The organism is Dyella sp. CR10, from assembly GCF_055814425.1.
Map to the genome: position 1 here is coordinate 3,841,424 of NZ_CP185986.1, position 16,064 is coordinate 3,857,487.

The 16,064-nt window shown below is 68.0% G+C and carries 10 protein-coding genes and 1 tRNA gene; 1 reads left to right on the forward strand and 10 read right to left on the reverse strand.

The window, feature by feature from the left end:
* Positions 1–16 precede the first annotated feature (16 nt).
* From ACNR9O_RS17315 to ACNR9O_RS17360, 10 genes are all read right to left on the reverse strand, one after another.
* On the reverse strand, positions 17–1,312 hold the full coding sequence (locus ACNR9O_RS17315) for a condensation domain-containing protein (protein ID WP_473686552.1): 1,296 nt from the start codon (positions 1,310–1,312) through the stop codon (positions 17–19).
* The gene (locus ACNR9O_RS17320; RefSeq protein ID WP_473686550.1) at positions 1,309–2,283 is read right to left on the reverse strand and encodes a glycosyltransferase family 2 protein; all 975 of its coding nucleotides are present in this window, start codon (positions 2,281–2,283) and stop codon (positions 1,309–1,311) included. The genes ACNR9O_RS17315 and ACNR9O_RS17320 overlap by 4 nt, the downstream gene beginning before the upstream one ends.
* Entirely contained in the window at positions 2,280–3,629 is a 1,350-nt protein-coding gene (locus ACNR9O_RS17325) for a condensation domain-containing protein (protein WP_473686548.1), read from the reverse strand. The genes ACNR9O_RS17320 and ACNR9O_RS17325 overlap by 4 nt, the downstream gene beginning before the upstream one ends.
* A complete protein-coding gene (locus ACNR9O_RS17330) occupies positions 3,626–4,948 on the reverse strand; it encodes a glycosyltransferase (protein ID WP_473700663.1) in 1,323 nt (440 codons plus the stop codon). The genes ACNR9O_RS17325 and ACNR9O_RS17330 overlap by 4 nt, the downstream gene beginning before the upstream one ends.
* Complete coding sequence (locus tag ACNR9O_RS17335; RefSeq protein WP_473686544.1) at positions 4,948–8,979, reverse strand: amino acid adenylation domain-containing protein; 4,032 nt, start codon at positions 8,977–8,979, stop codon at positions 4,948–4,950. The genes ACNR9O_RS17330 and ACNR9O_RS17335 overlap by 1 nt, the downstream gene beginning before the upstream one ends.
* Before the next feature lie 612 nt (positions 8,980–9,591).
* Positions 9,592–10,875, reverse strand: coding sequence for a sensor histidine kinase (locus ACNR9O_RS17340; protein ID WP_473686541.1), 1,284 nt, complete (start codon positions 10,873–10,875; stop codon positions 9,592–9,594).
* Entirely contained in the window at positions 10,859–11,545 is a 687-nt protein-coding gene (locus tag ACNR9O_RS17345) for a response regulator transcription factor (RefSeq protein WP_473686539.1), read from the reverse strand. The genes ACNR9O_RS17340 and ACNR9O_RS17345 overlap by 17 nt, the downstream gene beginning before the upstream one ends.
* Before the next feature lie 340 nt (positions 11,546–11,885).
* On the reverse strand, positions 11,886–12,764 hold the full coding sequence (gene rimK, locus ACNR9O_RS17350) for a 30S ribosomal protein S6--L-glutamate ligase (protein ID WP_473686537.1): 879 nt from the start codon (positions 12,762–12,764) through the stop codon (positions 11,886–11,888).
* Positions 12,761–13,213: an ATP-dependent zinc protease family protein gene (locus ACNR9O_RS17355; protein ID WP_473686535.1), complete on the reverse strand. Its 453-nt coding sequence runs from the start codon at positions 13,211–13,213 to the stop codon at positions 12,761–12,763. The genes rimK and ACNR9O_RS17355 overlap by 4 nt, the downstream gene beginning before the upstream one ends.
* Positions 13,214–13,266: 53 nt before the next feature.
* Positions 13,267–13,340: transfer RNA gene (locus tag ACNR9O_RS17360), tRNA-Gly, on the reverse strand.
* A 266-nt stretch (positions 13,341–13,606) separates the two neighbouring features.
* On the opposite strand from ACNR9O_RS17360, the gene ACNR9O_RS17365 reads away from it, so the two are divergent.
* On the forward strand, positions 13,607–15,994 hold the full coding sequence (locus ACNR9O_RS17365) for a DUF6600 domain-containing protein (RefSeq protein ID WP_473686533.1): 2,388 nt from the start codon (positions 13,607–13,609) through the stop codon (positions 15,992–15,994).
* Positions 15,995–16,064 lie beyond the last annotated feature (70 nt).

A 16,064-nucleotide genomic window follows, 5' to 3' on the forward strand; every position in this document is an offset into this window, starting at 1 on the left:
GGTGCGGCGGCGGCCGTCAGTCCGCCGCCATGCCCAATGCCCCCATCGCTTCGGCCGCGCGCGGGCGATGCATGGCCTGCTCCCGCAGCAGGCCCATGAACGCCTGCTCCAGCGCATCGACCTCGGCCACGCTCATGCACTGCTCTTCGCCCATGAACACGAAACGCAGTCGCCCGTGCAGCGCGAAGGCGACCAGGCCGAGCGGACGGATACCGAAGGAACGCACCGACAGGCTGAAATCCTCCAGCCGAAACGGCGCATTCTCATCCACCAAGGCGATCGGGCCCAGGTTGGAAAAGGAAAACTGATTCCAGTTGCCATTGCGGCTCAGCGCATCGCCCAGCCGCACGATGGAACGCAGCTTGCCTTCCGACGGTGGCTTGAGCATTTCGCAGAAATGGTACTTGCCGGGAATATCGCGCATTTCCTGCTCGATCTTCTCCCCCATCTCCCGATAGATATCGCGCGCCCTTTCCCACAGGTCCGCGCCGCGTTCGCGCCCCACCGCGATCTTGAAGCTGCCGCCCCCGAAGAACAGCATGTCGTCCTTGAGCTGGGATAGCCGGCCGCGCCGAGCATCTACCGGATTATCGATCCGCGTCGGCGCGCGTTTGCCGAGCGCCGTCTGCAAGGCCTGATCGAGCGCCGCCAGCAGTGCCGCATGCATCGATACTCCTTCGATCCGGCAGCGATGCTTGAGCACCGCCGTCAGGCCTGCATCCACCTGCCACTCACGCCGTATCGAATCGTGCCGCAATGGCCGGCGCGACGGCGGGATCAGCGCGATCAGGCCGTTGAGCACGCGGGCAACCAGACGCTGTCGGCGCTCATCCTTGCCGTCCGGCGCACGGGCGACATCCAGCGGGCTGATCGGCGCATAGGGCGGCAGTGGCGTTTCGCGATGCAGCGCGGACAGCAGCTCGCGCGCCAGCGTGAGGATGCTCATGCCGTCGCAGATGCGATGCGCGGTAGTGAGCAGCAGCACGCCGCCGCGTCCGGTGCGTAGCCAGGCCACGCGCAACAAGGGTTCGTCGGCAGCGAAGACGGTGGCCTCCTCGCGCGCGATCTCGCCCGCGAGCACCTGCTCCGAGGTGCAGATCGCCGCGCGCAGAGGCACCGGGCCGGCCGCGTCGAGCGCGTAGTACAGGCCATCGCGCTCGGACCGCAACAGCATTCGCAGCGCCGGATGCTTGCGCTGTATGCGATCCAGCGCGGCACGCAGGCGCTCCATCGGCAGCGCGCCATCGATGGTGAGGCGATAGGTGATATTGCCGTCTATCAGGTGCTCGATGGTGGAGAGCTTGCGCATCATGGTCCGGGTTCCGTGGCTGCCGCCGTGCCGGCAGACCCGGCGCTGCGCGCCGGTTCGTTTTTACAGACCGCGGCGACGCGCGGATGCAGGCTTTCGAACGTACCCAGGCGGCCGCGACGCCCGTCCAGATAGCCGCAGGCGATCGCCAGCACTTTGCGCAGCTTGTGCGGTTCGAACAGCAAGACGCACAGCGCCTGATGCAGTGCCAGCAGGCCGCCGAGCCGATACAGCGACCAGTGCTTCCGATACAGCCGCAGGGCGAAGACACCGTTGCGCGCGCCGTAGTAGCGCCGCCACGCCGCATGGTTGGTCGTGAACAGACGGCCGTGCCGTTCGATCTGGCCAGTGGTCTGGCGCATCGTCACCGCCGCGTTCATGCGCACGGGGACGCCCTGGCTGTTGGCACGCAGGCCGTATTCGATATCGATGTACTCGATGAAGAAGTCCTCGCGGAACGCGCCCAGCCGGCGATACGCCTGCGCCGAGATCGCCGAGCCCGAAGAGATCACGAACAAAGTGTCGAACACGCCCTCGGTCGGCTCGCGCATCTTCTGCGGCTTGGGCCAGCGCCGTCCCGGCGGCAGCACGACCATGAACTTTTCCAGATTGATCTCGTAGATCTTGGGCCCGAGGATGAACGTGTCGCCCTCCTCGCGCTCGCAGGCTTGCATCATGGCGTCGAAGAAGTCCTCGCCGATATCCGAATCCTGATCGAGCAGGAAGACCACCTCGCAGCCGCGCGCGAGCAGGATCTCGGCGCCCCGATTGTAGGCACCCGCGAGACCACCGCGATTGGCGTTGTGCACGACGGTGCAGCCCTGTCGCTGCAGCATCGCATGAAGCGTGGCGTCGGACTGTGGCGAGTTGTCCACCGCGACCACGTTCTGTCCCGCCGTCGTCGCCTTGTCCAGATTGCGCAGGAAGGCCTCGGTCGGGTGATAGAGCACGAAGATCACGCCGTAGCTTCTCATGGGCTTTCCACTTGCCTTGCATCCAGAAGTGCCGGCGCCGCGCCGGTGCCGACCGATGCCGCTGCCGGCACGGCCGCGGCCGCCTGCAGAAGCTCCATCGCCAGCTGACGGATCTGCGCGGCCTGCGCCTGCGGCAGCGAACTCTCGTCGGAGATGAAGGCGAACTCCAGCCGTTCGGCGAAACCGACAATGGTGATCAGATTGGCCGTCGTCGGCTCCAATTGCGCGGACGGCGCATGAATGGCCTCGAGACGGAAGCCGCCGTCGTCCCGCGCCGAAGCATCGAGTCGCCCCAGATACGACAACGACACGCTGCGGCCTCCGCGGTGCGAGCGCGAGTAGGCCACCAGGCGATCGAACAAAGGGTGCAGCCGTTCCAGTCCAAGCAACTGTTCGTAGAACGATGGCGCGAGGCGGTCGACCTTGCGGCGCAGATCGTCTTGCAACGCGCGCGCCATCGCCCAGAAATCCGCGTCGGCCTTGCGGCGGCCGAACGACAACCGGGCGGTAGGTGCCATGGTGAACAGTGCGCCGCCTTGCAGCGCGGGCAGATAACGGCGCGCATCGACGGGCGCGACGAACTTGTCCACGCCGCGGATGCCGCGTACCGACCAGAAGGCCAGCATGAACGCCGTACATAGCGCAGCGTACACGCCGACGCCCTCAAGCTTGCCGCGCCGGAGCAAGGCCTGCACGTCCGCGTGCTCGATCGACCAGCGCAGCGTATAGGCCGGTCCGTAATGCACCGGCGGACCGATCGTGCGAAATCGCACCAGCCCGCCGAACAGCGCGGCCTTCAAGCGCGCCCGGCGCTGCAACCGGCGATTGCCGCGTACTTCCGGCGGCAACAGATCCGCACCACCGTGCAGTGCAAAGCTCGGTCCGAGCGGCGCGTCCGGACGGCCGCATACGGTGAGAATGTCTCGCAGCAGCCCCACTGCCGACAGGCCGTCGCAGATGCAGTGATGGCAGCTCAGCAGCAGATCGCTGCGTTCTTCGCCGCGCAGCCAGAGCAGGCGCACCAGCGGCTCGCGCGCGCCATCGAACAGACGCGCGCACTCGATACGCGCCTGCTCCTGCCAGTCGCCGTCGCCCTGGCGTCGGACAATGCGCAGGGAGATCGGCGGCGGTGCCGCCTGTTGCGCGAACCAGGGACGTCCATCGGTATCGTGTTCAACCAGGCTTTGCAGCACGGCATGCCTGGCCTGCACGCGATCCAGTGCGCGGCGCAGGCGCTGCTCGTCCAGCGCGCCCATCAGCGTCGCGGGCAGCACGAGGGCTACCGGCCGCTGGCCGTCCAGATACATGCCGCGCTCGAACAGAGTGAACGGGCGCCGCGCGATCATGCCGCGCTCCGCTGCGGCATGCGCGCAGTCTCCGCCGCATCCGCTTCGCCCAGCAGGCCCCAGCGCCGCAGGTGCCGCAATGCTTCGCCCACGCCATCCTCCGCGCGCACCGCCCGGCCCAACGCCTCTGCTTCGGCCAGCATGGCCGGTTGCTGCACCGCTTTGAGCGCGCCGGCCAGCGCATCCGCGTCCAGCACGCGCCGATCCAGTGCCGCGGGAGCCACTCCGCGGCGGTGCAGGCAGCGCGCCCAGAACGGCTGATCGCCATAGAACGGCACGACGGCCGAAGGGATGCCCGCGCGCACTGCCGCCGCGGTGGTGCCCGCGCCGCCATGGTGTACGGCCGCGGCCATGCGCGGAAACAGCCAGTCGTGCGGCGCCTGGCGCAAACCGTAGATCTGTTCGTCGAGCGCGCCTTCGGCGATCTCCAGGCCGCCCCAGCCGGCCGCCAGTACGGCGCGCCGGCCACTCTTGCGCACGCCTTCCAGCACGGTGCGGGTGAAGGCCTCGGCTTGATGGCTGACCATGCTGCCGAAGCCGATGTAGACAGGTTTAGCTCCGGCGGCGAGGAAGTCCGCCAGTTCCGGCGGCGGAGTCCAGTCCGGCGGATCGAAGAACCAGTAGCCCGTCACTTGCGAGCTGTCGGGCCAATCCGCCGGCCGCTCCAGTACATGCCGGCTGAAACCGTTGATCACCTTGGCGTCCAGCGCGCCGCGCCCGAGATAGGGGCCGTGCCACGGATACCGCGGCAATCCCAGCCTTGGCCGCACGATGTCGTTGATCGCCGGCCGCATCACGTGCCACACCAGCAGCCACAGCAGCTGATGCGCGGCGAGGCTGAGCACCCCCGGCAGGCGCTCGCGCGAGCCGGCCAGCACCATCGGCGGCAGCAGGCGCGATGGCGTCAGCGGCTGCAGCCGCGCGATCGCGAACGGCACGCCGCGCCGCTCGGACAGCGCCTTGGCCAGCAAGGTGCTGTTGCTCACCCCGATCAGCAGACCGGCGCCTTCGCTCGCGGCCATGCCCTCATCGGCCCAATGCACGGCCCATTGCGCGTAGCGCTCGCGGAAGATGCGCGCCATCGCGCGCATGTCCAGGCCCTGGTCGGCGATGCTGCGGTCGGCTTCCAGCATGGCCTGGAAGTCGGCGGTGAGCGGGAAGAACTCCAGGCCTGCCTCGCGCACCAGTCCGGCGAAGTTGCCGCTGGTCGCGATGCGCACCGGGTAACCCGCGCGCCGCAACCCTTGCCCCAGCGCCACGCAGGGGCGCACGTCGCCCTGCGTGCCGATGGTGAAGATGACGATGGGCTTCATCGTCATCAGCCGTACGCCGCGGCGAGATCCGGCTGCGGCGCCAGCGGCGACAGCGGTACGCGCTCATCCGGGATGTCGGACAAGCGATGGCGCAGCACCGTGCCGATCTGCGCCGCCGGCGCGGGATCGAGCACGGCCTCGTGATGGCACGCCAGTTCGCGCACTTCGATACGCCAGCCGATGAAGGGCCGCCACGCCGAAGGACGATGATCCAGGATGCCGTCGAGGTCGCCCTCGCGCTCGGTCGCCTGGAAGAACAGCAGATCCAGGTTCACCCGTTGCGGCGTGTATTGGCGCGCCAGTTCGAGGTTGTTGCGCATCACCGCGAACAGGTGCTCGAGAAACTGCGGATGGCGACGGATGATCTCCTGCACCAGCGGGATCGAGCGCGCGTTGTAGCTGTGCAGCAGCAGCGTCGCCAGTTCCTTGAGGGTCTGCGGCGAATGCTCGCCGACATGCTGATGCAAACCCAGGAAACCCAGCGCGGCGCGCACTTCCCTGGCTTCCTCGCGCGGACGGGAGCGCTCGCCCGCGGTGAACAGGTAGCTGTCGATCATGGCCAGCAGCTCTACCCGCTCGCCCATCGCCAGCAGCTGCTCGGCGATGGCATGCCCGATCAACCCGCCAAGCGAACGGCCGACGAGGCGATACGGCCCCTCCGGCTGGATGCGCCGGATCTGCGCCAGATAGTCCGCCGCCACTTCCTCGATGCTGGCCGGCAACCGCACGTCCCCGCGCAGACCTCGCGATTGCAGGGCATACACCGGCATGGCCGGGTCCAGATGGCGCAACAGGCTGGAGAAGCCCAGGCCCAGGCCGAGCATCGGATGGATGCAGAACAGCGGCCGCGGCTGCACCTTGCCGACCTCATGCAGCTTGCGCGGCCCGCGCAGCACCAGCACCTCGCCCAGCGGATCGTCACCCGCGCCACCGGTCCGCTCGACGAAGGCGGCCAGACTGGCCACCGTGGGCGCTTCGAACAGACTACCCAGGGGCAGCTCCACGCCGAACTGCTCGGGGAAACTCGCCGCCATCTCGGCGGCGGTCAGCGAATCGCCGCCAAGCTCGAAGAAGTTGTCGTGCAGGCCGACCCGCTCCACGCGCAGCATGCGCTGCCACCATTCGGCCAACTTGCGCTCGGCTGGCGTACCGGGCTCGACGAAGGCGGCGCGGGCGACCCGATCCGGCGCCGGCAGCGCGCGGCGATCGAGCTTGCCGTTGGGAGTCAGCGGCAAGGCTTCCAGCACGGTGAAACTGGACGGCAGCGCCGGCTCCGGCAGGCGCCGGCCAAGGAAGGCGCGCAATGGCTCGGGATCGAACGCATGCACGTCGCGCGGCACCACGTAGGCGGCCAGCATGGTCACGCCGCCGGCATCGCGCAGCGCGACCACCGCCGCCGCGGCGATCCCGGGATGCTGGGCCAGCAGGTTTTCGATCTCGCCCAGTTCGATGCGGTGGCCGCGGATCTTCACCTGGTGATCGGCGCGGCCGATGAACTCCAGCAGGCCGTCGTCGCGCCAGCGCACCAGATCGCCGGTGCAATACATGCGGTTGCCGTCGGCGGCGAAAGGATCCAGCGGGAAGCGTTCCTCGGTCAGCTGCGGGCGGCGCAGATAACCCTTGGCCACGCCTGCGCCACCGATGCACAACTCACCGATCGCGCCCGTCGCCACCGGCCGGCGCGCGGCATCGAGCACGTACAGGCGCGTGTTGATGATGGGACGCCCGATCGGCGGCGTGCCGGAGCCGATCTCTTCCAGCTCGTAAGCCGTCGACCACACCGTGGTTTCCGTGGGGCCGTAGAACTGCGTCACGCGCGCCGCGGCGGCCTTGAGTCGCGCGGCAAGTTCCGCGCCGAGGGCCTCGCCGCCGACCAGCGCATGCAGCTTGTCCAGACGGGTTTCCGGGCTGGCCAGCAGGATGCGCCACAGTGACGGCGTGGCCTGCGCGTGCGTCACGCCGCTGCGCTGGATCAGCCGCGCCAGCTCCAGCGGCTGCTGCGCCGCGCCGCTGCCGGCCATCACCACGCAAGCCCCCAAGGTGAGCGGGAGATACAGCTCCAGCGCCGCGATATCGAAGGTCACGGTGGTCACGGCGAGAAAGCGATCGCTGGCCTGAGGCGCCAGCTGGCGCGCCATGCCATCCAGGAAATTGGCGAGATTGCCGTGCGTCACCTCGACGCCCTTGGGGCGACCGGTCGAACCGGAGGTATAGAGCACGTAGGCGACGCGATCGAACGACGCCAGATCCGGCTCTCGCTCCTGCAGGGGCGACGGCGCGTCGAACTGCTCCGGCAGCAGCCGCATGCTGCCGCCCAGCGCCAGGCGTTCGTGAATCGAGCCGGTGGCGATCACGGCGATCGGCGCGGCGTCGTCCAGCACCATGACGATACGCTCGGTCGGGCCATCGGGATCGATCGGCAGATAGGCGGCGCCGGTGCGCATGATCGCCAGCAGCACGATCAGCAGTTGCTCGCTGCGCGGCAGCGCCACCGCGACGATGTCGCCGGGCTTGATGCCATCGGCGATCAGTTGCCGCGCCTGGCGCAGGCTGCGCTGGTGCAGCTCGCGATAGCTCAGCGTGCTGTCGCCGTACACCACGGCGGGTGCATCGGGCCTCAGCGCGGCCTGGCGTGCGAGATGCGCCGGCACGCTGAGCGGCTCGACCGTCGCGGCCGTGTCGTTCCACGCCACCAGCAGGCGATGACGCTCTTCCTCGCCGAGCAGGTCGATGTCCTGCAACCGTCCTTCCGGGTCGGCCAGCACGCCTTCGATCAGGCGGCACAGGCGCCGGCGGTGCTCATCCAGCTCCGCCATGTCGTATAGCAGCGGGTTGGCATCCAGATCGAAGCGCAGACCGGCCTCCGTGCCGCGGTCGTAGACGAAGACCATCAAGTCTTCCGCCGAGCTGTTGGACATGTTGTGCGAAGACGTGCCCGCGCCGGCGAAATCGAGCTGATAGTCGAACGGTTCGATATTGATGCCCAGCCACGCCACGCTGCGCCCCTGCCCCACCACCCCGAGATCGCGGCGCAGGTCTTCGTAGCGGTACTGCTGGTGGCGCAGCGACTGCCGCACCGCACGGGACACCTGCGCGAACAGCTGGCCGGCCGTCATGTCCGGCGCGAAGCGCAGGCGGATCGCCACCACGTTGGCGAAGATGCCCGGCATCTGGCGCGTCTCGGCACTGAGGCGCGCCGCCACGGGCATGCCGAAGACCAGGTCGTCGGTACCGGTGATGCGGTGGTAGTACGCAGCGATCAGGCCGATCAACACCTGCGGCAAGCTCGCGCCGGTGGCCTTGCCCAGTTCGCCGAGCTGCCGCGCGGTTTCCGGGGACAGATGGCCGGTGCTGCGGCAAAGACGATCGCCCAGGCCGGGCCGGTGCTGGCGGCGCGACAGCGTGACCGCCTCGGGCAAGCCGGCGAGCTGCTCCTGCCAGTACTCCCGGTCGCGCCGCAGACGATCCGATTCGCGATACGCGGTTTCCGCCGCGATCGCGGTCGCGGCGGGCGTGAATTCGCACGGCGGCGCTTCCCGTCCGAGCGCCAGAGCCGTGTACAGCTCGGCCAGGCGCCGCGCGAGCAGGCCGCCGCCATAACCATCCAGCACGATATGGTGCGCGCGCTGGTACCAGACATAGTGATCGTCGGCGAGCTTGAACAACGCGCTGATCCACAGCGGGTCATGCTCCAGATCCGGATTGCGGGAGTATTCCTCCTGCATCCAGGCCTCGGCCGCGGCGCGCGGATCGGCCTCGCCGCTCATGTCGAAGAACGGGAACTGCCCTGCGTAGACCTGGCGAATCACCAGCTGCGGCTTGCCGTCGCGCTCGATCACGTTCGCGCGCATCATCTGGGCCTCGTAGACGAGGCGATACAGCGCCTGGCGAAACAGTGGCGGCTCGATGGGCCCGTGGATGTCCACCGCCTCGGCGATATTCATGATCGCGCCGTCGGCGCCGATCTTGTGATTCATCCACATGCCGCGCTGGGCGGTCGTCAAAGGCAGCAGCACGTCGTCGCGCTCGTCGTTCATCGCATTTTCCCCCTGCGGCGTCCGCCGCCGCATGCATCCGTGGCATCGCGAAAAACACTTCATCAAGAGCCCGGCATTATTTATCCGGGTAATGCATCGGGATTATCGATAAGCGGCTCGATAATCACGGCCGAGAGTGGCCGCCACGGTCGAATCGACCATGTTTCAAAATGCCGACATGACGCTGTTTTAATGCCGCAGAGCGTGCCCGGCGCCGCCACCTGTCGGGTGCGGTCATGAGCTGAGGCCGATCCGCTGGATGACTCCCGGCAACGGAGCGAGAGCTGCCCCGTTGCGCGCCAGATGGCGCGCCAAGGCCACATTTCTATCCGTTTCCGGCATCGAGTGTCCATGCCTGAACGGGAGCTTGTCCACTAGGCAACATGTGCGATACATCACACTTTGTGCGGCGCAACAACCGCGTGCCCGAAAATGAGAAATTAATGGCGAGGATTCGTCAACGAGACGCCTAATTAATACACAAGATTTTCAATACGGTGAAAATCATGTCAATGCACGCATTATCTCGCCACGCGTTATCAGAGCGGACATGAATCGCCCGTCAAATGCATTAATCCCCGGAGCTCTGGCGCGCGTTATCAGCGCGCCACCTTACTGAAATACGATGCTGGCGATGGCGCCGTTGCTGTCGACGCGCGGACGCATGGACACGTCCCAACCGTAGAGCTCGCACAGACGCCGCACGATGGCCAGGCCCAGGCCTGCGCCGCTGCCGCCCGCTCCTTCGCCGCGCACACCGCGCTGGAACAGGCGCTCGGCATCCTCCGGCTTGATGCCGGGGCCGGTGTCGATGATCTCGATGAGGTTCTTGTCCACCCTCACCGTGACCGTACCCTCGAGCGTGTACTTGATCGCATTGCCGATCAGATTGGTCAGCGCGACCGACAGCACCGAGGCCGGCGCGTTGATGCTCAGCGGAGCATTCACCACCAGCTCGACATCGAGCGGCTTGTCGCGCATCTGCGGGCGCTGGCTCTCGATCACATCGGAGGCGACCTTGGCCACGTCGGTGGTCTCGCCGCGCGTGGGGCCACGGCGCTCGGCGCGCGACAGCAGCAGCAGCGCCTCGATCAGCTCGGTGGCCTGGCGCGAGGCGCGCTCGATGCGCTTGAGGCGTTCGCGCAACTTGTCGGTGAGGTCCGGCGAACCCTGCAGCAGCTCCGTGGTGCTGGCGATGACCGCCAAAGGGGTACGCAGTTCGTGGCTCACGTCGGAGTTGAACTCGCGATCGCGCTCCACCATCGAGGTGAGGCGGTTGGCGTACTCGTCCAGCGCGAGCGCCAGCTCGCCGACTTCGTCGTCGGCGAAATGGTCGGCGAGCGGCTCCGCCTTGCCGTTCTTGCGGAACTCGCGCAGGCGCTGGGCCAGTTCGCTCACCGGCTTGAGCACCTTGCGCGACAGCCACAGGCCCAGCGCAAGGGACATCAGGCCGAACAGGAACACCGCGGCGATCACCGCGGTGATCAGCTGTCGCTTGCCCAGCTCCTCGCGCGACACGTCGTAGCGGATGAAGCTGATGATGCCGTTCTCGCGATACACCGCCAGCTTGTAGTGGTGCATCTGGCCGTCTTCACCCGGCTCGTTGATGTCGTGCACGCCGGTGTCGAGGTTCTGCCAGGTCAGCGGCGCCTTGTAGAGCGTGCGCTCGCTCTTGATGCTGCCGGTGAGCAGGCGCGACCCGGCGGGCTGGTCCGGGTGCTCGTAGGCCTGCTTGGCGGCCCATCGGGCCTCGTCAAGCAGGCTGTTGTTGACCAGTTGGTCCTCGACGCGGGTGCGGATGTTCAGCGCCGCGAACGCGAACAGCGCACTCAGCCCGAACCCGAACAGCGCGAAGGAAACGACCAGGCGAAAACGCAGCTTACGTCTGGACCGCATCCGGCTCGACCATCCGATATCCGATGCCGTGCCGCGTATGGATCAGCGGCTTGTCGAAAGGCTTGTCGATCGCCGCGCGCAGACCATGGATGTGCACGCGCAGGCTGTCGCTGTCGGGCAGTTCCTCGCCCCAGACGCGCTGCTCCAGGTCCTGGCGCGTCACCACCGAAGGACTGGCCTCCATCAGCGCCTGCAACAGCTTCAGGCCGATCGGGTTGAGCTGGATCGACTTGCCGTCGCGGGTCACCGTGAGGGTGTCCAGGTTGTAGGTGAGATCGGCCACTTTCAGCACGCGGCTCTGCGGACCCTTGCCGCGGCGCGCCAGCACTTCCAGGCGCGCAGCCAGTTCCTGCAGCGCGAAGGGCTTGGTCATGTAGTCGTCCGCACCGGATTCGAAACCGGTCAGCTTCTGCTCCAGCGCATCGCGCGCCGTCAGCATCAGCACCGGCGTCTGCTTGTGCGCTTCGTGGCGCAGCTTGCGCGCCACATCTAGGCCGTCCATGCCGGGCAGGGTCAGGTCCAGCACGATCACGTCGAAATCGTGCACCACGGCCAGATGCAACCCGGTGACGCCGTCGCCGGCGAAATCGACCACATGGCCGCGATCTTCCAGGTAATCGCCGATATTGGTCGCGATGTCGCTGTTGTCTTCGATCACCAATACGCGCATACGCCACTCCGTGTCGCCGCCGGCTCGGGCCGGCCGATGGCGCCAAGCTTAACAATTTGGATCGGGAAAAGTGGGGACAGCTCGCCAGCCGGTCGTCCTGCGCGGGCAAACCGGCGAAACGCGGCCAAAGAAAAGGCCCGGAGGCGCGACGGATGCCGCTCCAACCGGGCCCAAGCTACTGCCCCGATACCGTAATCTGCTGTCACTAGACCTAGCGGTTGAAGTGCCGAGCAAATTGCAGTGGGACCTTTATAGGGTCGCCGTAGTTACGGTGTAGTTAACCGGTACTCACGCCACTGTTAACCGTTCACGTTGCGGTTTGCCGCGCGACGCGCCTGGATCATTTCTTCGCGTGCTGCTCGAGATGGCGAATGATGTGGCCGGACACGTCCACGCCGGTCGCCGCTTCGATGCCTTCCAATCCCGGCGACGCGTTCACCTCGAGGATCAACGGACCGCGCTTGGAGCGCAGCAGGTCCACGCCGGCGATACCCAGGCCGAGCGCCTTCGCCGCGCGCACCGAGATCTGCCGCTCCTCGGCGCTGAGCGTCGCCGCCTGCGCGGTGCCGCCGCGATGCAGATTGGCGCGGAACTCGCCGGCGCTGGCGTCGCGCTGCATCGCCGCCACCACCTTGCCGCCCACCACGAAGCAGCGCAGGTCGCTGCCATTGGCTTCGGCGATGAACTCCTGCACCAGGAAGTTGGCGTACAGGCCGCGGAACGCCTCGATCACGCTCTGCGAGGCGCTGCGTTTTTCCGCCAGCACGACGCCGGTACCCTGGCTGCCTTCATTGAGCTTGATCACGTGGGGCGGGTCGCCCAGCATGGCCAGCACGTCGGAGGTGTCGTCCGGGTTGTCGCCGAACACCGTCACCGGCATGTCCAGACCTTGCGCCGCCAGGATCTGCAGAGCGCGCAGCTTGTCGCGCGCGCGCAGCACCGCATCGGATGGATTGGGCGTGTACACCCCCATCATCTCCAGCTGGCGCAGCACCGCCGTGCCATAGAACGTGCTGGTGGTGCCGATGCGCGGGATCACCGCATCGATGTCCTTCAGCGGTTTGCCCTTGTAGCGGATCGCCACGTCGCCCGGCGCGATGCGCACGTAGCAGCGCAACGGATCGAGCACGCGGACCACGTGGCCGCGCTCGCGCGCCACCTCGACCAGGCGCTGGGTGGAATACAGGCGGGCATTGCGGGAAAGGATGGCGATCTTCATGGGACGTCCATGGCCGCGATGGGGTGGCGCGGTTGGGTGTAGGACAGGGCCGGGTCCACCGCGAAACGCGTGTACAGCGCCGTGCGGCCCAGCAGCATGGGAAACAGCATATGCCGGCGATCAGTCAGGTTGATGTCGACACTGAAGCGCCGTCCGGCCAGCACCACGTCGCTGCGAATGAACCAGCGCTCGGTGCGCCGGCCACCGGTATCAGTCACGGCGCGGCGGTACAGCGCGGGCGCTTCGCAAAGCGTGCTCACCGGATGGCGACGGCCGATGCTGACGACGAAGCGCAGCCAGGTGGCGCCGTCGCGCTCGAAGCTCTCCAGTTCGTCCACGTGCAGCGAACTGCTGCGCGCGCCGGTATCGAGCTTGGCCTTGAGCGAAGGGATGCCGAGATCTGGCAATGCCAGGCGCTCCCGCCAGCCGAGGGTGATCACGTCCGCCATCTTCAGCGCGCTGTCGGGAGGGGAAAGGCTCGGTGGGCGGGGGAAAGCGGGAATGGAGCGGGTGAAGGGAATCGAACCCTCGTCAGTAGCTTGGGAAGCTACAGCTCTACCATTGAGCTACACCCGCAACGTCGGCGGATGGTAACCGGGCGGCGCGCGCTTGGGAACAACCCCTCGACGGTATGGACGCGGGCATGGACGGTCGCTGTCGGAGGCGGCGGCCGAACGCGCGGTGAACCGCACATGGCGGCCCGCTGAATCGCTTCGCGCAAGGAGCTTCGCCGCCCACGCGGCGCGCTCGGGCGCATGCTCATAATCGGCTCGTCGGCGCCGGACAACTCAGTGCGTTTTTGTCGGAAGCCGATCCTCGATGCGCACGCTCCGGAGAATGTCATGCGTATTTCCCCACGTTTCACGCCACGCGCCTGGCCGCTGTTCGCCGTCGCGCTGTTGTGGTGTGCGGCAGGCCTCGTGCAGGCCCAGTCGCAGCCCGACGGCGATGCCGGCGATCCGCCCTCGCGGGTGGCGCGCCTTTCCTATCTTTCCGGCGACCTGGGCCTGCTGCCCGCCGGCGCGAAAGACTGGAGCGACGCCAGCCTCAATCGCCCGCTGACCAGCGGCGACCGCCTGTCCACCGGCGCGGATGGCCGCGCCGAACTGGAGCTTGGCGGCACCAGCCTGCGCATGGCGCAGAACACCGATTTCGGCCTGCTGGACCTCAACGACCAGCTCGGCCAGGTAGAGCTCACCCAGGGCACGCTCAACCTGACCGCACGCAACCTCGAACAGGGCCAGAGCTACGAGATCGACACGCCGACGGTGGCGGTCGTGGTCGACCAGCCGGGCACTTTCCGCGTCGATATCGATCGCGACGGGCGTACCACCGACGTCACCGTGTTCCGCGGCCGCGCCACCGTGTACGGCGAGAACAACAGCCAGCGCACGGTCAACGCAGGCACGCGCTACGTGTTCGCGGACTCGTCGCTCGGCAATGTCACGCTCGAGGATCTGGGCGACCGCGGCGATGCGTTCGACGACTGGTGCTACCAACGCGACCAGCGCTACGAGACGTCGCAGAGCCGGCGCTATGTCTCCGAAAACGTGGTCGGCTACCAGGACCTGGACCAGTACGGCGACTGGCAGAACGATACCGATTACGGCGCCGTGTGGTACCCCGCGCACGTGGCGGTGGACTGGGCGCCCTATCGCGATGGCCACTGGGCCTGGGTCGCGCCGTGGGGCTGGACCTGGGTGGACGATGCACCGTGGGGCTTCGCGCCCTTCCATTACGGCCGCTGGGCCTATGTCGGCAGCCGCTGGGGCTGGATCCCGGGGCCGGTCGCGGTGCGCCCGGTGTATGCGCCGGCGCTGGTCGCCTTCGTTGGCGGCGGCGACTGGAACGTCTCCATCGGCATCGGCGGCGGCGCGCCGGTCGGCTGGTTCCCGCTGGGACCGCGCGAGGTCTACAACCCGTGGTACCGCGCCAGCCGCAATTACTACACCAACGTCAACGTCACCAATATCTATGTGCGCAACGTCAACCGCACCACGGTGATCAACAACATCAACAATCAGTACAACTTCTTTCGCAACGGACGCCCCGCGCCCGGCGTGGCCTACGCCAACCGCGAGGTACCTCACGCGCTGACCGCCGTGCCGGGCCGCAGCTTCGTCTCCGCGCAGAACGTGCGGCGCAACCTGGTGCAGGTCGATCCGCGTCGCTTCTCCGCCGCGCCGGTGCTGCCGCGCGGCGTGCCGATGCAACCCACGCGCGCCAGCTTCGCACCGCCGCGCCCGGCCGATGCGCGCCCGCTGCCAGCGGGCGGCTTCCAGCGCGAAGTGGTGGCGCGCCGCGCACCGCCGGGCAACGCGGTGGACCGCCAGGTCATCCCCGACAACACACGGCCGAACCGCTTCGGCCAGCGCGCCCCGGCGCCTGTCGCGGCAGCCGCTCCGACCAATGTGCGCGTGCTTGGCAACGGCCCGGGACGCCCGATGCCCGGCCGCGATGAAAGCGCCGCCTCCGTGCCCGCGCGCCTGCCGCCAGTCGGCGCACGACCGGGCAATGCCGCCGCGCCGAACATGCCCGCTTCCGTGGACAACGGCCCGCGCCGCTTTGAAGCCAACCCGGGCAACCCTGCGAACGCGCGACCGGATCAGCCAGGCGCGCGCCCTGACCTGCGGCCCAACGAACTCCCCTCCGCGCGCTTCGCCCATCCGGACTTCAACGACCGCGCCGGCCTGCGTGACCGCCAGCCGCCACCGGGGCGGAACGAAGCACCGCGCCCAGGGGTGAGCTACATCCCCGGCCCCGAGCAGGATCGCCGCGCCGCTCAGCCGCAGGCGGCGCCGCAACCGCAGCCGCAGCCGCGCAACTTGCCGGACGTACCGCGCTACGACCGCCGCGATGAACCGGGCGCCGCGCCGGCACCCGCACCTCGCCAGCCGCGCATGGAGCAGCCGGCCTACCGCGCGCCGGAAAACCCGCAGGCCCAACCGGACTATGGCCGTCAGCGCGAGATGCGCGAGCCGCCGCAGGATTTCCGCCCGCAACGCAGCGAACCCATGCAGCAGCCGCGCATCGAGCGTGCGCCGCCGCAGCGGGCCGAGCCGATGCCGCAGCCGAGCCTGCGCGAAAACCGCCCTGCCTTCGAACGCCCCAGCCCGCCGCCGCGCCAGGAAGCCGCGCCGCCGCCGCGCCCTCAGCCCGCCCCTCAAGGCCAGAATCGGGGCGGCGATCGGCATCCACCGCACAACAACAAGGACGAGCGGCAGAACTGAGCGACGCAACGAGCCCGGCCACTGCGCCGGGCTCTTTTTTCCCCGCGACCGGGGCATCCCCGGCCGCAGC